The sequence below is a fragment of the Priestia aryabhattai genome (genome assembly GCF_023715685.1).
Classification (GTDB): Bacteria; Bacillota; Bacilli; order Bacillales; family Bacillaceae_H; genus Priestia; species Priestia aryabhattai_B.
Window position 1 is genome coordinate 1,032,845 of record NZ_JAMBOQ010000002.1, and the last position, 20,992, is coordinate 1,053,836.

Genomic DNA, 20,992 nt, shown 5'->3' on the forward strand with positions numbered 1-20,992 from the left:
GTCAGAATATTTAACGTTTTTATTTGTCTTTATTTTATAGAAATACATTCTTCGGTTTCTTTATCAAAGAAATGCACGTGGTTTAAATCTAAGGAAAACGTACATTTATCCCCTGCTTCAAATTTATGTGAAAGAGGTACTCGAGCTACAAACGATTGATCTTCTAAACTAGCGTATAAAATTGTTTCAGCCCCTAATACCTCTATCACATCTAATAAGGTAGTAAAGCAGACCTCCTTCTCTAATGTCTCTTTACTATGGGCTTGATTGTATACAATATGTTCAGGTCGCACTCCCATTATGACTTCTTTCTTATTGTATCCTTTGGAATGTAAAGAATATATTAAAAAATCAGGAAGCTGTATTTTAGTGTGTCCTATTATAAAATAAGTGTCTCGGAGACAGCCTCGAAAGAAATTCATTGCAGGTGATCCAATAAAACTGCCTACAAATACATTCTTCGGGTGTTTATAAATATCTTGAGGAGTTCCAATTTGTTGAATAATTCCGTCTTTCATTACTACTAGACGCGTAGCCATTGTCATAGCTTCTACTTGATCATGAGTTACATAAATTGTCGTTGTTTGCAATCTTTGATGGAGCTTAATAATCTCAGCACGCATTTGCACGCGCAGTTTTGCATCTAAATTAGATAATGGCTCATCCATTAAGAAAACTTTCGCCTCCCGAACAATGGCACGACCTAAAGCAACTCGCTGACGCTGTCCTCCAGATAAAGCTTTTGGCTTTCTATCTAAATATGTTTCTAGACCTAATGTTTTGGCTGCTTCATTTACCCGTCTATCAATTTCATCTCTTTTTATTTTTCTTAACTTTAAACCAAATGCCATATTTTCTCGAACAGTCATATGAGGATAAAGAGCATAGTTTTGAAAGACCATAGCAATATCACGATCTTTGGGAGCTACTTCGTTCATATGCTCTCCATCAATGTAGAAGTCACCTTCTGAAATCGTTTCTAGACCTGCAATCATTCGCAGTGTAGTTGATTTACCACAGCCTGATGGTCCGACAAATACAACGAATTCTTTATCTCCAACCTGAAGGTTAAAGTCATTTACGGCGATATTTTTTTTATCATATATTTTATATATTTTGTCCAAATGTAACATTGTCATCAAGCATCAGCTCCTTATATTCAATTTTCTAGAAATACAGTACGGCAAGTTACAAGTTACTTTTTTCTTAACTCTTTCCTCCTTTTTGTTTAAATTGTTAACTTGAGACATTAAAGTAACTTAATGATTATACTAATCGAATCTAGTTATGCAGAAAATAAATATGTAAAGTTTGCTAACACAAAATATACAAGTAACCGTTCACTTCCCAAAAAATAAAAACCTTCTCCACAATAAGAAGGTTTTACATCATAATCTGTAAAGAAACTGCCTTTGCCTTACTTTTGAAGATTTTATTACATATCTTCTTTGCCCTGACAGCTCGGACATTCATAAATATGCACAAAATAAAGTCCAATATGGTGAAATCGTTTCCCCAAGCAATCTGGACATGTGCCTGCTTCACGCATTTGTTCCCGTCGTTTGTCTCGCTGATTAGCTAAGAAATTTACAAATTTCATAAAAAAACCTCCACATGTTTTTGACTATAGGTTTTCCTGATTGGAGGTCTTTTATTCGACTAGGTTTATCTGTAACAGTTTCTGCTTGGTTATGTTTTTATAACAAACAAGCTCAAGTTTTCCAATAGTACAAAAAGGATAGATAGAGCAGTCTTATGACGCTCATCTATCCTTTATTTTTATCCTATATAATGTTTAACGTTATATAGGAGTGTGTCACTATTAATCTTCCTAACAAATATCTGATTTTTGATAAAACCTAGCATATACAAGTTATTCTTCTACTTTCTATTCCATTTCTTTTTCTTTTTTTCGAAGAAACGGCCACCAGTTTCCCTCTCCAAGCGTCACAACAATCGCTGGCATAAGAAGCGGAAGAATAACAAGACCATAAAGTAAAAGACCAATAATAACAACTGTTGCTACATGCACAAGTGTTAATACACCTGATGGCATCATAGCCCCAAACGTTCCGGCTAGTATAATAGCAGCAGTAATAATAACCGACCCCATCTTACTCATAGACGTAACCATTCCTTCTGCTACGCCGCTCTTCACTTCTTCGTTAAAACGGTCTAACAAGAAAATAGAGTAGTCAATTCCCAGGGCAACTAAAATAACAAAACTAAAGAATGGCACCGCCCAGCTGATTCCGTCATTCCCCATTATATCCACGAATAGAAGCTCTGAGATTCCCATTGCTGTATAATACGTAAGCAGCAGTGAAGCAATCATGTATACAGGCATTACCATTGAACGGAATAAAATGGTCAAAACAATAAACAGTCCAATCATCATAATGACCATTGTGCGTGAAAGATCCGTTGTGGATAAATCTTTTAAATCCGCATTTGAGCTCGATACGCCTCCGTAAACAATTTCTGTATGCTCAAACGGCGTATCTACGACTTCGTTTGCCACCGCTTTTTCAATATTTTTTACAGTTGAAATGGCTTCTTCAGAATATGGATTTTGATCAAGCACTACACTTAGCTTAACTCCTTTTCCATCTGCAAAGGAATAGTTATCGATGGATTGTTTAAACCCTTTATCTTTCATCACTTCTGCTGGAAGATAAATACCCGTATCTCTAACTGTTGAGCTGTCACTCATGTTATCAAGCATATCTGTTGCTTTTGTTAAACCATCTGAGATCTTCGTCAGTCCATCATTCGCACTATTAACACCTTTTGCTAACTGATTGATACTGTCCGATAGCGTTCCTACTTGACCTTGCTGAGCTGAAAGATTCTCATTTGCTTGTTCAAGACCGGTTTGAATGGTAGTAAGTTCTTTGCTGATTGCTGCAAGCTGAGGAACCGCTTGTTGCACATTTCCTGTGGTAGAAAGCTGAGTGCTGACGAGCTGCAGCTGTTGATTAATTTGAGCCAATCCGTCTGCTACAGGTGTAAGCGACCCGCTAGATTCTTCTTTAGAAGCAGAACCTGTTTGGTCAGCTATTTGATTTAGCCCTTTTTCAACATCACTTAATCCTTTTTGTACATCTCCAATTCCTTTAACAGCATCTTTGATTCCATCTGATACAGAGCCCAGCTGTGAATTAACATATAAATCATTAATTTTTTCTCCTGTAGGTTGTGTGATGGTCATGACGGAGTCCACGTGATCCACTTTTTCAATTGCTTTGCTTATATTTCCTAAATAAGGAATAACATCCGCTTTTGTTAACTCTTTATCTCCTTTAATAATAACATTGACAGGAAACGCTTTTCCTTCTCCGAGTGCGTCACTGATGGCATTTAGTCCTTTTATAGATTTATAATCACTGCTGATTTCAGCAGTAGAGTCAAACGACACTTTTGAGTCATACGTCACAATAAAAGGCACGGTAATAATAGCTGTAATGACTAAAAACACGAACGGTCGCGTCACTGCATTTTTTCCTAAAAAGCCCCACAGCTTATTATCGCTATGAGAAGCCACTTTTTTAGACGGCCAAAATAATTTTTCTCCAAGGGTAACCATAAAAAGTGGAAGCAGGGTAAATAAAATGACTAGCAGCACACCTACGCCCACTGCTACGCCGACAGCCGATTGGAAAATAGCAAACTTGGCAAATCCGATGGCTGCAAAACCAATAAATACGGCAATTCCGCTGATGAATAGCGTTCTTCCTGCTGTACGGTAAGCTGTGATTGTGGCTTCTACTTTATCATGCCCGTTAGCCAATTCTTCACGGAAACGGTTAAGTAAAAGAATGCAGTAATCCGTACCAATTCCAAACAGAATAGCTACTAAGAACGTTTGCGTAAACGTTGAGATTGGAAAATCTACATTTTTAACTAAAATACCTAATAACGACTGACTGATTAAGTATGTGATTCCTACTATTAAAATAGGAATAAACGGCGTCACTACTGAACGGAAAACGAGTAAAAGTAAACCTAAAATCAAAAAGATGGTAATAAACTCGGTTTTCTTTAACCCTTCTTCTGAACTGTGTGCGAAATCTTGATTAATAAGAGATGCACCTGTTACATATGCGGTAACGTCTTTTGGCACGCTGTCATAAATCTGATTCGCTATTTTTTCGACTTTTTCATCCGATCCACTGACAGTAACCGGAACTAAAACTGTTTTTTTGTCTTTAGACATTAATTGATTACGAACATCTTGATCATCTGTTAAAGGAGTTGTTACGTCTTTCACACCTTTAATTTTCCCTGTCTTATTAATGATTTGCTGTATTTGCTTCTCACTATCTGCATTTAATGCTTTATCTAACTTAATAACCATGCTGATAGTGTTACTGTCTTCCCCGGCATCTTTTAAAATTTGGCTGGCTCTAGATGAAACTGCATCATCTGGAAGCTGGGACTGTCCTTTTTCACTTGCAAGCTTTGTTAAATTCGGTGCCGTTAGCATCAATATAACCGTTAAAGCTAAAATAAAGGCAGCAATCACCCATTTAAATTTCACGATAAATTTCATTCTTTGCTTTCCCCTTTTGTATTTAACTTTTCTTTTGCCATTGTAAGAATTTCAATAAATGTATCTATTTTTTCTTCTTCTACATCATCAAACAAATTCTCAATGATACCAAAACAGGCAGCATTCCCGTCATTTATTACCTTTTCTCCTTCAGCCGTAATCTTAATAAGCTTAGAACGTTTATCGCTCTCTAGTTCGTTAGTGTCCCACTCTACAAGCCCTTTCTCTAATAGTTTTTTGATTCGATTGGAAATGGCACTTTTATGAACACCTTGTAAGACAGCGAGACTGCCAGGTGAGGACGGGCCTTTGATCATTAAGCTATTTAGCAAATCAAACTGCTGCCTTGAGACATGTTCGAAGAGGTTATGGCTTATCTCTCTATGAATCACTTCTGTTCCTACAAACAAAACTTCTTCAAAAAGTTCTACAGCTTGATATAACTTGCTTTTCGTCACTTATTTTCCCTCCTTTACTCATTTAGTTTATAGGTATAAACTATTTAACTTTAAAAATAGTTTATAGGACTAAACTTTATTCTGTCAATAAATTTATGTCTGACTGTCTTCATATATGATAAAGATAAATGGAATTTTAAAAGATACCGCTTACATCGACTTTTTTGGTTGTCAAAGCTCAATCACTTAAGTATTATTAGTAATTGACTTCTTTTTAAGAAGATATAAATTTTATACACAGAAAGGGTGACTACACATGAATACAATGCATGCTAATGAGCAGGTCAGTAAGAAAGATTCCTTTCCAATTGCTCTCATCTCGTTAACTCTTGGAGCTTTTGCTATTGGAATGACGGAATTTGTTATTATGGGGATACTGCCTAACGTTGCAGAAGACCTTCATGTTAGCATTTCGACTGCTGGCCAGCTAATTACGAGCTACGCTTTAGGAGTAGCAATCGGCGCGCCAATTTTAACCATTTTTACTCATCGACTTCCTCAAAAGCTTTTGCTTTGTTTACTCATGCTTTTATTTATTCTCGGAAATGCAATTGCTATTATTGCACCTAACTATGGAATTTTGATGGGAGCTCGTTTAGTTACGGCACTGTGTCACGGTACTTTCTTTGGAGTAGGTGCTGTTATTGCTTCACGGCTCGTGCAGCCGCACAAACGTGCAAGTGCTGTCGCAACGATGATGGCAGGTTTAACTATTGCAAATATCATCGGCGTTCCTGTAGGAACATTCATTGGTCAACACTTAGGTTGGAGAGCTTCATTTGGGGCTATTACGATCATGGGGATTATTGCATTTATTGGTATTATTCTGTTTATCCCAAAGCTTGGTCAAGACAAATTAACGGGTCTAAAACAGCAGTTTGCTGCTTTTACTCAACCAAAACTTCTCGTAATGCTTCTTTTAAGCGCAATAGGATGCGGTAGTTTATTTACTGTTTTTACGTACATTACACCGCTTCTTGAAGACGTTACAGGAGTAAGTGAACATAGCGTTACATGGATACTTGTATTATACGGATGCGGCGTTACACTTGGAAACGTTGTTGGAGGCAAGCTTGCAGACTGGAAGTTAATGCCTTCAGTTGTAGGTATATTTGCTTTTCTTTGCATTGTGCTGACTATTTTTACGTTTACTGTTAAAAGCCCAACAGCAGCGATTATCACGCTGTTTTTCTGGGGAGCAGCTGCATTTGCTGTAATGCCTGGTATTCAAGTGAAAATTATGAATTTAGCACAAGAAGCACCTGCTTTAGCTTCTACTTCAAACCACTCATTTGCTAACTTAGGAAATGCTTTTGGCGCCTTTTTCGGAGGCGTAATCATTAACCATATGGGACTTACTTCACTTCCTTGGATTGGCGCTATTTTTGTAGGAACTGCTTTTATTATCAGTACTTGTCTCTTTATTGTGGAAACACGCAAAAAACATATGGAACAATCGTCCTAACTGTCTGACAACTGAATAAAAAAAGAGCCTTTCTTTGATGAAAGGCTCTTTTTTTGTTTCTAACTCGCTTTTTTCATTTCTTTACTTGTTAATCGACTGTGTTTACGAGAGTAACCTATATACACAACTATACCAAGCACAATCCATATGCTAAAATATAGCCATGTTGTTTTAGGAAGGTTAATCATTAAAAATAAACAAGATACTACAGATAAAATTGGCAAAACCGGCACAAACGGCATTGTAAATCCGCGTTTTAAATTTGGATGCGTTTTACGTAAGATGATAATACTGACGCCCACCATGCCAAAAGTTAAAAGAGCTCCGATATTTGCTAAATTCGCAAGTTCTTTCAGATCAATAAATCCTGAAATTAACGCCCCGATAACGCCTACTAGCCAAGTAGAAAGAGTCGGAACTCCCGTTTTCTTATTTGTTTTGGCAAATGCTTTTGGCAGCAAGCCGTCGCGGCTCATCGAGAATAAAATGCGTGTTGCTGCAAAAATGTAGGCGAAAATAACAGCCATAATTCCAATGACAGCTCCTGCAGCAATAACTCCTGCCACTGCATTTTGTCCTACTGAATGGAGAACATAAGCCATTGCTTCTGGAACGTTCAGTTCCTTGTAAGAAACAACTCCAGTCATAACAAGGCATACTGCTACATAAATAATCGTGCAGATCACGAGTGAACTAATAATTCCAATTGGCAAATTGCGCTGCGGGTTCTTTACTTCTTCTGCTGATGTAGATAGAGCATCAAAGCCTAAGAAAGCAAAAAATACGGCCGCTCCCCCTGTCACAACACCTTCAATTCCATAAGGCATAAAAGGAGTCCAATTAGACGGCTTCACATAAAAAGCCCCTACAATAATAAAGAGAAGGATAATAAATAATTTAACAAGCACCATAAAGTTATTCACTTTTTTACTTTCTTTTGTTCCTCTTGAAAGCAGCCATGTAATAAGAAGTGTAATACAAATAGCAGGAAGGTTCACTAGACCTCCATTTGCAGGAATCGTAATCAATTCTTTTGGCAGTGAAAAACCAAAGCCTTCTAAAAAATTGTTAAAATAAGAAGACCATCCATTTGCTACTGCTGACATTGTTAATAAATAGACGGAAAGCAACGTCCATCCCATTAAGTGTGCTACCACTTCTCCAATTGTTGCATATGTATAGGTGTAAACGCTGCCAGATACAGGTATAGTTGAAGCAAATTCCGCATAGCACAGCGCAGCAAAACCGCATACAATAGAAGCCAGTATAAAAGAAAAAATAACGGCTGGTCCAGCATCGTTAGCAGCCACCAAGCCTGTTAACACTAAAACCCCCGTTCCTATTACGGCTCCAATACTAAGAAGAGTCAAATCGAATGCTCCTAATGTTTTGACTAGAGATTTGTTTTGACTTTGTTCTAATAATTGCTCGATTGACTTCTTTTTAAATAGTTTTCTCATTGCACTCTCTCCTCTCTGTTGCACTCACCCATTAAAAAACCTGAAAATGACGTCTTTTCCCATTTGGCTACCCATTTCTACTTTAGATACAGAAGTAATTATATAGAAATAGTTACTAACTTGTCTATTAGTATACTAATATCATTATATATATTTCAAGAGTTTTTGTAAGCGATTTCTTAATATCGCTATGTTTTAGATTTATAAACTAAATAAAGCAGTTATCATTGTACTTATGCATAATAAATTTGAATAAAAATAATATTCTAAAAAATAAAATTATAGGTCTTTAGATAACTTTTTCACCAACTATCTCCAGATATAAACTCCTGACGTACGTATTATTTAAGGAACTATGAATGTTTTATCTTACCGGGTGTTATAATGATGAAAAATGAAGTGTATGAATGGCGGAAAGAGATGCTTAACTTACTTATTGGCTGTATTTTGTTAGCTTTAGGAGTGTACTTTATGTTTAAATTACTTTTTTATTCTCCTTCTAAAAAGAAGCGAGATCAGCAAAAGGTGAGCAAATTACCTAATGAGAATTCAGCTTCATCCAGCACAAACGATTCGAATGGCATAAGATAAATTTTTTTATAGAATACCGGCATTTGTCTAAGGCAAAAGTTATACCGCTGATATATATTATCTTATACCCTTCTAGTTCAATATTCCCTTCATTTTGGTGTAAGACAAAATGAAGGGAATCACTATCCGACTTAAAAAATCGGATTTTTCTATTTAGTAAGGTGAGTAGTTTCAATAAACTCCGTTTGAATTCATTTCTTTACTCAAGTGTATAGCTGCATCTTCAACACTTATTGTTCCAATATTTTTCTTTCCATGCTTTCGCATGGAAAGAAATTCATTTTCCACTTCTTTATCTCCTATCACGGCCATATAAGGAACTTTCATCATTTCTGCTTCTCGAATTTTCAGACCTATTTTTTCAATGCGATCATCCACCTCAACACGATACCCTTGTGACTCCAGCTCATGTTTCACCTTATATGCATATTCCACATGCGGCGGTGCAATAGGCAATAGCTTGAGTTGAACAGGAGCTAACCAAAGAGGAAATTGACCTTCGTAATGTTCAATCAAGATAGCCATAAATCGTTCAACGGATCCGTATATAGCGCGGTGAATCATTACAGGGCGGTGCGGTTTGTTGTCTTCTCCAATATACATACAGTCAAACTTCTCTGGCATTAAGAAATCAAGCTGAACTGTTCCGCACTGCCAGCTGCGACCTAAGGAATCTAAAATATGAAAATCGATTTTCGGCCCGTAAAAAGCCCCGTCTCCTTCATTTACCTGGTAGTCTAAGCCTTTTTCAATTAACACAGATTGAAGAGACTTTTCTGCTTGGTTCCATGTTTCAATATCCCCCATAAATTTTTCAGGACGTGTGGATAGCTCCACTTTGTAGTCGAAGCCAAAATGTGAATAAAAGTCATGGATAAACGCTAGAATGCGGCTAATCTCAGCTTCTATCTGACTAAGTTCTACGAATAAATGCGCGTCGTCCTGTGTGAATGACCGAACTCTCAGCAATCCGTTTAAAGAGCCTGAAAGCTCATGACGATGAACTAATCCAAGCTCTGCGTATCGAATCGGAAGTTCTCGGTAGCTTCTTCTCTTGCTGTTAAACAATAAAATGGCTCCGGGACAATTCATCGGTTTAATCGCATAGTTTTGTTTGTCAACATTTGAAAAATACATATTCTCATGGTAGTGCTCCCAGTGCCCTGATTGTTCCCAGAGCTCCTGTTTCATCATGAGGGGTGTCTTTATTTCTTGATAGCCTGCTTTGTAATGCTTTTGTTTCCAGTAGTTTTCTAACTCATTTCGAACAATCATTCCATTAGGTAAAAAAAACGGCATTCCAGGAGCTTCTTCCATCGACATAAACAGCTCCAGTTCTTGACCTAATTTTTGGTGATTTCGTTTTTCTGCTTCCATTTGTTTTGACATGTTCATTCCTCCAATATGTTTTTATTCATCAAAAAAACCGCACTCATCCCTAGTGAAGGGACGAATGCGGCCGTGGTACCACCCTAATTCCGTAAAATACCCATACGTATTTTACGCTTAAAAAGATAACGGTTTTACCGGTCGCGGTTTCAGTGTATACACATTCCCCGCTGCAGCTCCAAGGTGGTAAATTCATTTCGTTTTCTAAGGGTTCTCAGCCAGTGACCCTACTCTCTGTAAAGAAAATTCAAAAATGATTCATGTCCTTTTCATTGCTTGTATATTCATTTTTCCCACATAAAAAACCGCACTCGTCCCTAAAGAAGGGACGAATGCGGCCGTGGTACCACCCTAATTCCGTAAAATACCCATACGTATTTTACGCTCAAAAAAGATAACGGTTTTACCGATTGCAGTTTCAGTTATGTACGTTCCCTGCAATAGCTCTAAGGTGGTAAACTAGATGATTTCTTAAGGGCTCTCAGCCAGTGGCCCTATTCTCTGCGAAGAAAACTGCATCTAATTCATGTCCTTTTCATTGCCAAATAATGTTTGTTAGTTGTTAAAAGCGATTATAGTGTATAAATTTAACAGAAGTCAAGAGATATTTTTTATTTTTTAATGTTATAGAATTACCTTATGCTTGAATTTCTAAAAAGTTACTTAGGAATACGCCCACTTAAAAAGTTTTTTATTATAATGTTCATAACTTACTTACGGCGTTATCATAAATTGATTTTATGCTTACTTTACTTTTATTTTAAGGTAAAAGAAGAAAAGCGAGATAAATGTTATGAACCCATATACAGCTCATTCAAATCCTCTATCCGCAACAAAAATATCACAAAACAGCCGAGCACCTGCCAATCCAAAATGCTCTTGGAGACATCTTAAGAAAGCGTATAAAACGAAATAGCGACTTCGGGTAAAACAGAGACTATCGATAATATACTAAAATATTAAATCTTTTTAAATCGCGTAAATATTGGACGAAAATTCATAGGAACTATTTTGTTAGATACATGGACGTGAAAACTCATCTTGCATACTTCATGCTATGTTATTTCTTCTTAAAATTTATTCTAATGCTCTAATAGTGAATATTACTCTACTGTTTATTTTGTATACACAAGTAAAAAAGCTAATGACAGCATGTAGCTAACCATTAGCTTTTTTAGTTATTTTGCAAATACATGATGTCCAATTTTAATTGTTTCTTGTTTTCCGCGAAGCCACTGATCTCCCGTTTTATCAGGGTTAAAGAAGAATAATGAACCTTTTCCTTGACCTTGGAAGTTAATTGCTTCTTCTACAGCTTTTTTTGAACCTTTGTCTGCAGGTTTATTAATTTGACCGTTGCTGACTGGGCTGTACTGACCTTTTTGATAAATAACGCCTTTTACAGTGTCTGGGAATTTGCTGCTGTCGACTCTATTTAATACAACTGTCGCCACGGCTACTTTGCCTGCGTACGACTCTCCTTTGGCTTCAGCTGATACAAGACGAGCTAATAATTCTTTATCATTTTTATTTACTTGAATGTGCTGTTCATGAGCGGGCGCTGCAGCAACTGCTGAGTAACCTGCACCAAAACTTGGGATAAGCATTGCTATAGCAATCACTAGTTTCTTCATCATAAAAATAAAAGCCTCCCTGCTATTTCTTGACGTGGTTCATATGCTAGCAGAAATATAAGAGGCTTTCATTACGAAAAATTATCCAATTACAAAAGAAATTGGATGTTATTATCTTCTTTAAAGGATCTTTAACTTATAAAACTGCACCTTTTATGATTAAGTATTAGTTGCATTTACTTCCTTAGTAGTTTATGATGTAAAAATATAAATAGTAATGATTACGATTTATATGAAATTCTTAAGAAAGGATTGATTATTTTGCTAAAAAATCAAAAATAGCGAAAGAAAAGAACGACAAGCGCTTGTCGAAAAATATGCTGAGTTAAGAAAACAGGTAAAGGAACAGGGAAATTATGATGAACTACGAAAACTCCCAAGAGATTCTTCTCCTACTCGCTTGCATAATCGCTGTGAAGTAACGGGAAGGCCTCGCGGATATTTACGTAAATTTAAACTTTCTAGAATTACTTTTAGAGAGTTAGCTCATAAGGGACAGCTTCCTGGAGTGAAAAAGTCAAGCTGGTAAATTTCTAATCAAGTAAAAGCCTCTCTCTTTGCTAAAAAAGAATTAACACGCTTTTTAAATCGTAATCATTACTTTTTAATAGGAGGAATCAAAGTGGCTACATGGAACTTAGATAAAACGAACCATCACGTTCTCATTTGCAATGGAAGCAGCTGCAATCGAGTTGGAGCCGAAGAAGTTACACAAGCGATTCGAACTGAGATAGCTAATCAAGGGATGGACGAATACATACACACCACTCGCACTCGATGTAATGGAAGATGCCATGATAAATGCGTCGTAATTTCCTATCCAGACGGTATTTGGTATAAAGATATGAAACCTCATGATGCACGAGAGCTTATTAACTCTTTAAAGACAAGTCAACCTTTTGCCGAAAAAATAAGCCATACTTTTTGCGGAGAAGGTTTCCAACGAACAGAAGGTACTGTGAAAGGTATTTCAAAAGAAAAAGAAACAGTCATAAAAGTATCTAAAAAACTTTAATTTACAACAGTGAGAACATGGTACTTATAAAGTTAACCAACTAACAGAGAAACATCATTAAAAATGTATGGTTGTTCTCTCTAATGCACCTATTACTTAATCTAAACAACAAAAGCCGACCTTAGAAAACTGGTCGGCTTTTGTCATCTCTGAATCTTAAAGAAATTATATTGTTTCTATTTGAAATATAAAATCTGAACTGTATATTTCCTTAACTACTGACGAAAGAATATCAATTCCTTTCTTTAACTCCTCATCTGTAGCAGTAAGACTTATGCGAATACACTCCTGATTGTGAGAAGAAGATTGACTACCGTGAAAGAATGACCCTCCTGGTACTACAATCAAGTTTTCCGCTTTTAATTTATTGTATAGATCGTTATCACTGAAAGGCAAACCTTCTAACCAAAGCCAACCAAATAACGAACCTTCTGCTTTGTGCAAATACCAAGGAATATCATCCGGCATACGTGTAGTTAAAAGATTTTTTAAACAGTCATGTTTCTGTTTATAATGAGCTCTTATATAGTTAGTTGAAATTCCAGCTAACTTCCCGCTCTTCAAGGTGTTAACCACCATCCGTTGACCTAGCCTAGAAGAGTGAATCAAAATATTTGATTGAAATGCTTCCATTACTTTTATAAATTCACTTTTTCCTATAGCAATCCCTATTCTCTCTCCAGGCAAACCGGCTTTAGAAAGACTCATGCAGTGAATGATGTTGTCATGTATAATTGGATTCATTTCAACAAAATTGATAGCCGGAAACGGCGGTGCGTACGCTGAGTCAATTAGCAATGGAATGTTATAGTCCTTGCATACTTGGGATATAAACTGTACGGCTTTTTCTGAAAGAATGTTACCGCTTGGATTATTAGGTCTTGATAATACGACAGCTCCGATATCTGGATCCTGAGCTATTTTATCTTTAAATGCCTGTTCGTTAAATTCATAACGAAACGTATGATTATCAAGCTTTGAGACGATAGGCGGAATTCCTTCTATTATACCTTCCTCTAGCCCCACTCCACTATACCCAGCGTAATCTGGCAGCATAGGTATTAATGCTTTTTTTACTCTTCCTTCTTTACTTGTACCGCAAAATGAATTTAGAGCTAAAAAAAAGAGATTTTGACTTCCTGAAGTTATCAAGACTTGTTCTCTGTCCAGTTTAATATGATAATTCGTAGAAAAGTATTCTCTTATGCAATCAATTAATTCATGCGTACCGTAACTAGAACCATATTGGCTAATCAAATTCTTTAATTGTTTGTCGTTTACAATATCTCTTAAAGCTTCTTCCCACATTTCATAAACCTGAGGGAGTATTGCAGGGTTGCCAGCACTTAAATTCACATATTGATTGAGATCAGAATTGAGCACTTCTTGGATGTCATGCATAATGGCGCGAACGCCTACTTTATTAGTCATTTTGTTTCCTATTTTACTTAAATGTAAAGTAGTCATTATTGCACCTTCTCCTTAGAGGTTATGGTCATCGAATAGTAAGTATGGAACTTCAATCTTTTTATTTTGCTGATTAATAAAGTAATTGTCCGGGATAATAAATTTATCACCGTTCTCACTAGGTAATAAGTATTTTCGAACATAATGTTCAGCTTCTTCTTTATAGTCAAGGTCACTTTGAATCGTTTCAAGTTCCTCAATTTCTTTTACTAAAAAATCTAGTTCTTTCAAACACATGTCTAAATCTAGATAAGCATGTTCCCTTTTTCGGGATATTGAACGCCCATTTGCAACCAGCCAGCTAAAAAGAAAAAATCCTGTTCCGGAATCAAAGTTTCGAGGTGCATTATGCTGACTAGGGTATCTTAAAAGTCGTTCAAAGAGAACAAATTCCGTTATCTCTTCCCAAAAAGGATATTTTCTTTTATGAAGAGTCAGCACCGTCTGGCAATCTACTTTAACTTCTTCTAGTATGCCTGCAAAAAAATTCATTTTAGCCTGTATATGTTGGTTAAAAGGTTTATTTCCGCAGTGATGATAATAATCATGTAGATATCCCCAGATTACTCTTGCTTGATAAGTGTCTTCTCTATTCATAGTATGAGATTTAAAGTTAAAATCAGGAAAGATAGAATAGGCTCTTTTTAATGTATCATCGTTGTATATGCTGCAAAATTTATTAAAGAAAAATATCGCAAAGTTTTGACTTGTTACTTTTTCTTTTGTTTTTACATTCTCAGGGAAAAATACAATACACTTCCCTTCCATAAACCCTTGAGTTCCAGCTAACAACTTTAAAGATTCACATCCATTTTTAGGGTGAGGAAGATCTGCTTCAATTGATTTCATGATTTCAGGTTCATCGCGAACGGCGATAAAAGCCTCTAAATAAAACCCTCTTTTTGTAGGGCCATTAGGCGTTACAATCGGTCCTAAAAAGAACGTCGCTTCCCCGTTTGCAGGTGGACTATAAGTGATTAATGTTTGATCAAAGTAAGGAACCTGATCGAGTCCTCTTTCAATCCAATTACATACGTCATTTTTTAATGCATTCCACACTTCAGGTAAGTTTAAAGAGTTATATACCGTTTCAGTTTCAGCAACTACTTTTAATAAGAGTTCTCTAGCTTTTTCATAATTTCTTTTGACTTCTCCATTTGGCCCCTGATATTTTCTTATCTGATTTAGAGCGGGTACTATTTTATCGTTCAATAACTCCACTAAACTTTGGGTATGATTTTTTGTTAACATGATTAACAACCTCCTTTTTTAGAACAGCTATTTAGCAGAAATATTTTTAGATGATTTAAGAGTAGAGTTATTTGTGTTTTTCTCTATTTGCTTTTTCAAGTTAATAAATATAACCCCTGCTATTACAAACGCTGTACCTATATAGACCTGTTTGTTTAATGTTTCACCTAAAAAGACAAACCCTACATACAAGGCGATAACCGGTGAAATAAATAAATGCGCCGTTGCTTTTGATATATGCCATTTTTTTAATAAATAAATATTAATAGAAAACCCCAAGACCGACCCTATAATGGCCAAATATAATAATGATATAAGACTAATCCCAGAGAAAGTGCGGTTTCCATTCTCTACAAATAAACTAACAATCAGTAAACAGGCTCCTCCACTTAGCATCGAAAATGAATTAAAGGTCATAATAGGCAAAGATTTGATGCGAGATTGTACTTGAACAGTTATAAAAGCAGAACCTAGCATAGCCATTAAAATGACAATCATTGCTACTATTTGAATCACATTTCCCTGTATAAACAGCTGATTTCCAAATACAACGCTCATACCAATTAAGCACATGACGACCCCTATCTTTTGTCCTTTTGTAGCTGGTGTTCCTTTAAACAATCGATTAAATAAAAGGGCAAACACTGAAATGCTGGCAGCTAAAACAGAAACAAGTCCGCTTGGCAAATAAACAGAGGCCCAATAAACAGAACCAAACGGTAGAGCAAAATAAAAAAGTCCGTTTAATGCTGAAATGATTACTACTTCTTTTGAAACGGCCATTTTTTTTGTGAATAAGAGATAGAGGGCGATTAATAAACTAGCAATTAAAAACCTCATACCTGCTGACCATAAAGGCAAGCTATCTTTTAATCCAGTCTTTTGAAAAGCCCATGTCGTCCCCCCGATGACGGCTAATAGACAAAACAAAAGATGTACATGAATACGGGTTAATTTAGAAATCATTGTTTCACCTTATTTCTTTTAAAAAGTTGAGCCTATTTTCTTCCGTGGAGCGTAAAACACATCGGCACTTCTCCAAAATCTTTTACAACTGTTAAGCCCTGCTCGTTAGCAGCTTTACTTGTTGTAATACAAGCGTCTACCTTTCCTTCTAAGCAGTCAATTGCCGCTTGAGCATTACTATTTACTAACTGAACATTGGTACTGATGGAATGAGCTAAATCAACAGGGGCAGGATGTGAAGCAATTAATAGATTATTGTTTGCTATCACCTCTTCTTTAGAGGCAAGTACCATGTTATACGTTGGCATAATAAAGCTATCTACTAGCTCTAGACTAGTTAAATTTTTGAACACAATATCATGTAAGTAAGGATATACCGCACAGCCTAAAAGAGCAGAACTTTCCGTTCCTTTTACATGAACTAAAGCTTCTTCCAACGTTTGATGTAAAAATACCTGACCTTGTATGCCTTGGTGTTCGAACCACAGATAGCCTGCTTTTTCACAATTTGTTCCTTTAGGACCCAAGGTATGGATAATGCTAATCTTTTGAAGCTGCTTATTTTTTTTACTAGATGACTCTGCAACTATCATGTCCTTTGATACCCCCTATGCGTTGACTTTATTTTTATACACGATTTTCACCTTGTCATCTAAATAGCTGTAATACTGTTCACATTCGGAATAAGAGTCATGAGTGGTCAAAATAAATCCAGGGTAACCTGAAAAGTGCGGATACGGTAAAATGTCTGTACCTTTAGCTATGAATTGAATAATCCTTTTTACTTCAGTATCTCTACGAACGTCTTCTAAGCCTTGAATTTCTTTAAAAATTCCATGGCCTTGCACAGGAATAATATAGTTGCCCACCACTTTCTTTTGTTTTCTTTCATTTTTTAATGCAGGAGGTTTTAATCCTAATACATAGTAAAAAACTAGCTCCATATAGTTAATGCCTGTACTTTCTTTTACAATATAATGAGAAATACCAGATCCTCCAATGCGCGCTCCTATTTCAATTACATAAGGTTTTCCTGTTGGATCTAAGCGTAATTCAATGTGAGCAGGTCCATTCTCAATCCCTAAAGCGTTTGCCGCTCTAGCTGCTTCTTGTGCAATAGATTTCCAAACATTTTCTTCTAGCTGAGCTGGAGCTATATAAACACCTTCTTCAAAGAAAGGTCCTTTGGAATTTCCTTTGTAACCTATAGAGAGTACATAAACCTCTCCTTCTACAGAAAACGTCTCAATAGCAAACTCTGGTCCGTCTATAAATTGCTCAATTACCATTCCCGTTTTATTTTTTGTGAATTTACTTAGGTCTTCTTCATTTACGCGCCTCACTTTTTCTATGCTGTCGATAAGTTCCTTTTTGTTATTCGCTCTTGTTACTCCTTGACTGGAAAATCCATTAGAAGGTTTTACCACCACAGGATAGGAAAATAAAAGATTCTTTAATTCATCCTCATTTTCAACCTCTTTAAAATAAGGAGTATTAAGATCATTATCTTTTAAAATCTTCCTCATCTTCTGTTTGTTACGACAGTTACTAATCACAAACGGTGATAAGCCGGGTAAGCTTAATTCTTCTATCAGCTGAGCTACAAACTCTAACGCCGGCTCATATAATGTCATAATGCCGTCAAAAGGATTTTTGTTATGCTCTGCTTTAATAATTTCAAGAGCTTTGTCTGGAGTGTGAAATAGATCAATGGGTATAAAATTTTGTACGTTTTTAAGATGCTTAGGTTTTACTTCCTCTTGGTTATAAAAAAACGTTACTTTAATTCCGAGAGCTTCCGCTTCTTCAAAGATAAACGGTAAATATGTATTTTGTAACACAACTGCGAGGTGCTTATTTTTTAACGTCATTTAATTCCCCCCTACTTTTAAACAGCCTTTCACTGTTCGATTACTAAATTCTAATGACAGCTTCATATATTTGTCAATTTAATTTTATATAACATTAGGAATATATAGAATATTTAATATATTAGTAAAGGGTAGCGAAACAAATGGTTTATAGGATTGGTACTAAGGCGAAATTAAGAGCGGAAATTTTGCTATTTGATTATAAGGATATTGTTAGAAAAAATTTAATGAGAATCTTTGTAAAAAAAGAAAAAGAAGTGAACTATAGATTCACTTCTTTTTTGACGTAACATTTATTTCATAGCCTGTACATGGTTATTAGACTTTTGTTTTGCCTCTCGCTGAACGAAAAAAACAATGCAAAGCGCCAGTAAATACAAACACGCAAAAGCTGTTATGTACCAAAGTGCTGAGGTAATTCCGCTTGCGTCCATAGTAAAGCCAATAAGTGCAGGAAAAATAGCGCCGCCAAGCCCTGAAAAGCCAGTAATTAAACTGGTTACAATACGAGCAGATCCAGTAAACGTATGGTTAGCATATACCATCGTAATGGAATAAATACCTGACATTGCAAGCCCTAAAAAACCTAGTAAAATATAGCCTGCTAAAGCTTCTTTTAACACGATAAACAGCACTAAACTCACAATTGTTCCTCCGATGCTGCTAAAAAGATAGCGTTCGTATGTAACGATTCGAATAATCCATCCAGTGGCCACTCGTCCTATTAGCATAGCAACCCAAAAAACGCTTATGCTCAAAGTAGCCTGTGATGGAATTACGTCTAGATACGTGATAAAAATAGACGAAAGAAAATTATTCATACTGCTTTCTACTCCGGCGTACATAAAAATCATCACACTAAAAAGAGCAAGTATTTTCCACCTTTGACTTTTAGAAAGCACAGGCGCAGGTTCTGAGCTGGCATCTGAAGCATCGCTTTCTAAAGTTGAAACAGTCTCTTTTTTAAAAGGAATCATTTTACATGCCACAACCATTATTAAAGCCAGTACACTTGTTATAAAAAATGAAAACCTCCAGCTGTTCTGTGAAATCAATAAGCTAGCTACTAACGGCATCAACAGCGCGCCTAAGCCAAACGATACTTCTAAATAGCTCATAACAATAGCTCTTCTACCGATAAATACTTCCATCATTAAAGTAGCTACAACTACTTCCAATGCTGCTACACCAATACCATTTAAAAAATTGAATACAATAATCCATTGAAATGGAGGCAGCAAAAGCATACCTATTTGTGATAGCGCTATCATTAATGCGGCGATTGTAAGTAACTGCATTTCGCTGAAGCGTCCTAATAGAAAAGAAGAAAGCGGAACTCCTATTAAAAACCCTAAAGATCCTAATAATACAAGCTGTCCGCCAACTGTATAGGACACATGATAATGTGTTAATAATTGCGGTAAGACAGACCCTACTGCTGTAATGACTAATCCACCTAACAAATAAAGCGCATATGAAGCTAGCGCAAACTTTTTCATCTCTCCACTCCCTTAAATAATCATCTAAAGCTTTCTTTCTGTACTTAATTATAAAGCTTTTTCTTTAATTGTTAACTGAAATTCTAGAAAAAGTCCCTTCTTCATACTCTACTTAATTTCCAGTCATTTATAAGATAAAAAAGAAGAAGACGTATGTCTCCTTCTTTTTTATCTTTCACTTTATAGTGACGCTTTTAGAATAGCTAGAATGTCATCTTTATTTAGTTTCTTAAAGTTACCAAAACCTCCGTGCTCCATTTCACGAGCAGCAATTCCAGCAATTTCGTCTAGTCGCTCTTCTCCGATATTGTAATCCGCTAAGCGAGAAGGCGCGCCAAGAATTGACCAAAAAGCGCTTAACTTATCGATTCCTTCTAAAGCAATTTCTTTGTCGCTTTTACCTGTAGTGTCAATATCGAACATGCTTGTCATTACACGCTTCATACGAGTTACATCTTGATCTACAACGTATCGCATCCAATTTGGGAATAGTATTGCTAAACCGCCCGCATGAGGAATATCGTATACTGCTGATACTGCGTGTTCAATTGTATGTGAAGCCCAATCTCCAAAATAGCCCATTTGAAGAGTTCCGTTTAGTGCGATTGTTCCTGAATATAAAATAGTTTCACGGTGTTCGTAGCTTTGCAGATCTTCTAGTAATTTCGGTGCTGTTTCAATCACTGTTTGTAATACGGAATAGCACATACGATCTTGTAAAGGTGTGTTTTTCACGTTATGGAAATATTGTTCAAACACATGGCTCATCATGTCCACCATGCCGTAAATGGTTTGATCTCTAGGAACAGACATCGTGTTAACAGGATCTAATATAGAAAATACAGGGTGCGTAACAGAGCTTCCCCAAACGTATTTTTCATTTGTTTCCCAATTGGTAATAACGGAATCAGGGTTCATTTCAGAACCTGTCGCTGCCAATGTTAATACCGTTCCAAACGGCAATGCTTTTGTAGCCGTTACTTTTTTGTTAATGATATCCCAAACGTCGCCTTCATACTCAGCTCCGGCAGCAATTGCTTTTGTGCAGTCAATAACGCTTCCTCCGCCGACTGCTAACATGAAGTCAATGTTTTCATTTCGGCAAATTTCAATTCCTTTTCGTACTGTAGATAGTCGAGGGTTAGGCTCTACTCCAGCTAACTCGTGTATGTTTACGTTTAACCCTTTTAATAGCGTAAGAACTTGATCATATAAACCGTTTTTCTTAATGCTTCCTCCGCCGTACACAAGCAAAATATTTTTTCCGTATTTCGGGAGTTCTTCTGATAATGCTTGAAGCTGATCTTTTCCGAAGATTAGTTTTGTGGGATTATGATAAATGAAATTTTCCATACTATCTGTATACCTCCTAGT

General features: G+C 36.3%; 17 protein-coding genes, 1 pseudogene and 2 other annotated features. Of the genes and pseudogenes, 4 read left to right on the forward strand and 14 right to left on the reverse strand.

Annotated elements, in window-relative coordinates; genetic code table 11:
- Positions 1-29: 29 nt before the first annotated feature.
- From M3225_RS12275 to M3225_RS12290, 4 genes are all read right to left on the reverse strand, one after another.
- Entirely contained in the window at positions 30-1,139 is a 1,110-nt protein-coding gene (locus M3225_RS12275; RefSeq protein ID WP_251394054.1) for an ABC transporter ATP-binding protein, read from the reverse strand.
- 296 nt (positions 1,140-1,435) lie between these two features.
- Positions 1,436-1,600 carry a hypothetical protein gene (locus tag M3225_RS12280; RefSeq protein ID WP_243494646.1) on the reverse strand — a complete coding sequence of 55 codons (165 nt, stop codon included), beginning with the start codon at positions 1,598-1,600 and terminating at the stop codon, positions 1,436-1,438.
- 288 nt (positions 1,601-1,888) lie between these two features.
- Positions 1,889-4,552: an MMPL family transporter gene (locus tag M3225_RS12285; protein WP_251394056.1), complete on the reverse strand. Its 2,664-nt coding sequence runs from the start codon at positions 4,550-4,552 to the stop codon at positions 1,889-1,891.
- Positions 4,549-5,010 carry a MarR family winged helix-turn-helix transcriptional regulator gene (locus tag M3225_RS12290; protein WP_251394058.1) on the reverse strand — a complete coding sequence of 154 codons (462 nt, stop codon included), beginning with the start codon at positions 5,008-5,010 and terminating at the stop codon, positions 4,549-4,551. Before M3225_RS12290 ends, M3225_RS12285 begins: the two co-directional genes overlap by 4 nt.
- Positions 5,011-5,266: 256 nt before the next feature.
- Here M3225_RS12290 and M3225_RS12295 point away from each other — a divergent pair, with 256 nt between their 5' ends.
- Complete coding sequence (locus M3225_RS12295) at positions 5,267-6,475, forward strand: MFS transporter (RefSeq protein WP_251394060.1); 1,209 nt, start codon at positions 5,267-5,269, stop codon at positions 6,473-6,475.
- Positions 6,476-6,534: 59 nt separating this feature from the next.
- On the opposite strand, the gene M3225_RS12300 is transcribed toward M3225_RS12295, so the two are convergent.
- Positions 6,535-7,935, reverse strand: coding sequence for an amino acid permease (locus M3225_RS12300; RefSeq protein WP_251394062.1), 1,401 nt, complete (start codon positions 7,933-7,935; stop codon positions 6,535-6,537).
- A 387-nt stretch (positions 7,936-8,322) separates the two neighbouring features.
- Here M3225_RS12300 and M3225_RS12305 point away from each other — a divergent pair, with 387 nt between their 5' ends.
- Entirely contained in the window at positions 8,323-8,526 is a 204-nt protein-coding gene (locus M3225_RS12305) for a hypothetical protein (RefSeq protein ID WP_251394064.1), read from the forward strand.
- A gap of 171 nt (positions 8,527-8,697) precedes the next feature.
- Here the strand turns inward: M3225_RS12305 and thrS are convergent, their stop codons facing one another.
- On the reverse strand, positions 8,698-9,915 hold the full coding sequence (gene thrS / locus M3225_RS12310; RefSeq protein WP_251394066.1) for a threonine--tRNA ligase: 1,218 nt from the start codon (positions 9,913-9,915) through the stop codon (positions 8,698-8,700).
- Between the two features lie 53 nt (positions 9,916-9,968).
- Positions 9,969-10,197: a binding site (T-box leader), on the reverse strand.
- Between the two features lie 39 nt (positions 10,198-10,236).
- Positions 10,237-10,463 (reverse strand) — a binding site (T-box leader).
- 630 nt (positions 10,464-11,093) lie between these two features.
- On the reverse strand, positions 11,094-11,552 hold the full coding sequence (locus tag M3225_RS12315; RefSeq protein ID WP_251394068.1) for a cell wall hydrolase: 459 nt from the start codon (positions 11,550-11,552) through the stop codon (positions 11,094-11,096).
- A 248-nt stretch (positions 11,553-11,800) separates the two neighbouring features.
- Between M3225_RS12315 and rpsN the strand changes: the two are divergent.
- A pseudogene (gene rpsN, locus M3225_RS12320) lies at positions 11,801-12,078 on the forward strand (30S ribosomal protein S14).
- A gap of 93 nt (positions 12,079-12,171) precedes the next feature.
- Positions 12,172-12,564 carry a (2Fe-2S) ferredoxin domain-containing protein gene (locus M3225_RS12325; RefSeq protein WP_251394070.1) on the forward strand — a complete coding sequence of 131 codons (393 nt, stop codon included), beginning with the start codon at positions 12,172-12,174 and terminating at the stop codon, positions 12,562-12,564.
- 165 nt (positions 12,565-12,729) lie between these two features.
- Here the strand turns inward: M3225_RS12325 and M3225_RS12330 are convergent, their stop codons facing one another.
- The 7 genes from M3225_RS12330 to M3225_RS12360 form a co-directional block, all read right to left on the reverse strand.
- Positions 12,730-14,031: a valine--pyruvate transaminase gene (locus M3225_RS12330; RefSeq protein ID WP_251394072.1), complete on the reverse strand. Its 1,302-nt coding sequence runs from the start codon at positions 14,029-14,031 to the stop codon at positions 12,730-12,732.
- A 15-nt stretch (positions 14,032-14,046) separates the two neighbouring features.
- Positions 14,047-15,282 (reverse strand): DUF6421 family protein, encoded by a 1,236-nt coding sequence (locus M3225_RS12335; RefSeq protein ID WP_251394074.1) that lies wholly within the window; start codon positions 15,280-15,282, stop codon positions 14,047-14,049.
- 27 nt (positions 15,283-15,309) lie between these two features.
- Entirely contained in the window at positions 15,310-16,248 is a 939-nt protein-coding gene (locus tag M3225_RS12340; RefSeq protein ID WP_251394076.1) for a DMT family transporter, read from the reverse strand.
- Positions 16,249-16,280: 32 nt separating this feature from the next.
- Positions 16,281-16,841, reverse strand: a complete 561-nt coding sequence (locus tag M3225_RS12345; protein WP_251394078.1) for a hypothetical protein — start codon at positions 16,839-16,841, stop codon at positions 16,281-16,283.
- 15 nt (positions 16,842-16,856) lie between these two features.
- Positions 16,857-18,119, reverse strand: a complete 1,263-nt coding sequence (locus M3225_RS12350) for an ATP-grasp domain-containing protein (protein ID WP_251394080.1) — start codon at positions 18,117-18,119, stop codon at positions 16,857-16,859.
- Between the two features lie 293 nt (positions 18,120-18,412).
- Complete coding sequence (locus tag M3225_RS12355; protein ID WP_251394082.1) at positions 18,413-19,618, reverse strand: MFS transporter; 1,206 nt, start codon at positions 19,616-19,618, stop codon at positions 18,413-18,415.
- A gap of 180 nt (positions 19,619-19,798) precedes the next feature.
- Positions 19,799-20,971: an iron-containing alcohol dehydrogenase gene (locus M3225_RS12360; RefSeq protein WP_251394084.1), complete on the reverse strand. Its 1,173-nt coding sequence runs from the start codon at positions 20,969-20,971 to the stop codon at positions 19,799-19,801.
- Between the last annotated feature and the right edge of the window lie 21 nt (positions 20,972-20,992).

Bases quoted from the DNA above. Each gene is read 5' to 3' on its own strand.
- M3225_RS12295 (WP_251394060.1), top strand. From the start codon at position 5,267: ATGAATACAATGCATGCTAATGAGCAGGTCAGTAAGAAAGATTCCTTT.
- M3225_RS12280 (WP_243494646.1), bottom strand. From the start codon at position 1,600: ATGAAATTTGTAAATTTCTTAGCTAATCAGCGAGACAAACGACGGGAA.
- M3225_RS12340 (WP_251394076.1), bottom strand. From the start codon at position 16,248: ATGATTTCTAAATTAACCCGTATTCATGTACATCTTTTGTTTTGTCTA.
- M3225_RS12350 (WP_251394080.1), bottom strand. From the start codon at position 18,119: ATGACGTTAAAAAATAAGCACCTCGCAGTTGTGTTACAAAATACATAT.
- M3225_RS12275 (WP_251394054.1), bottom strand. From the start codon at position 1,139: ATGACAATGTTACATTTGGACAAAATATATAAAATATATGATAAAAAA.
- M3225_RS12315 (WP_251394068.1), bottom strand. From the start codon at position 11,552: ATGATGAAGAAACTAGTGATTGCTATAGCAATGCTTATCCCAAGTTTT.
- M3225_RS12335 (WP_251394074.1), bottom strand. From the start codon at position 15,282: ATGTTAACAAAAAATCATACCCAAAGTTTAGTGGAGTTATTGAACGAT.
- M3225_RS12345 (WP_251394078.1), bottom strand. From the start codon at position 16,841: ATGATAGTTGCAGAGTCATCTAGTAAAAAAAATAAGCAGCTTCAAAAG.
- M3225_RS12285 (WP_251394056.1), bottom strand. From the start codon at position 4,552: ATGAAATTTATCGTGAAATTTAAATGGGTGATTGCTGCCTTTATTTTA.
- thrS (WP_251394066.1), bottom strand. From the start codon at position 9,915: ATGTCAAAACAAATGGAAGCAGAAAAACGAAATCACCAAAAATTAGGT.
- M3225_RS12360 (WP_251394084.1), bottom strand. From the start codon at position 20,971: ATGGAAAATTTCATTTATCATAATCCCACAAAACTAATCTTCGGAAAA.
- M3225_RS12355 (WP_251394082.1), bottom strand. From the start codon at position 19,618: ATGAAAAAGTTTGCGCTAGCTTCATATGCGCTTTATTTGTTAGGTGGA.
- M3225_RS12330 (WP_251394072.1), bottom strand. From the start codon at position 14,031: ATGACTACTTTACATTTAAGTAAAATAGGAAACAAAATGACTAATAAA.
- M3225_RS12300 (WP_251394062.1), bottom strand. From the start codon at position 7,935: ATGAGAAAACTATTTAAAAAGAAGTCAATCGAGCAATTATTAGAACAA.
- M3225_RS12305 (WP_251394064.1), top strand. From the start codon at position 8,323: ATGAAAAATGAAGTGTATGAATGGCGGAAAGAGATGCTTAACTTACTT.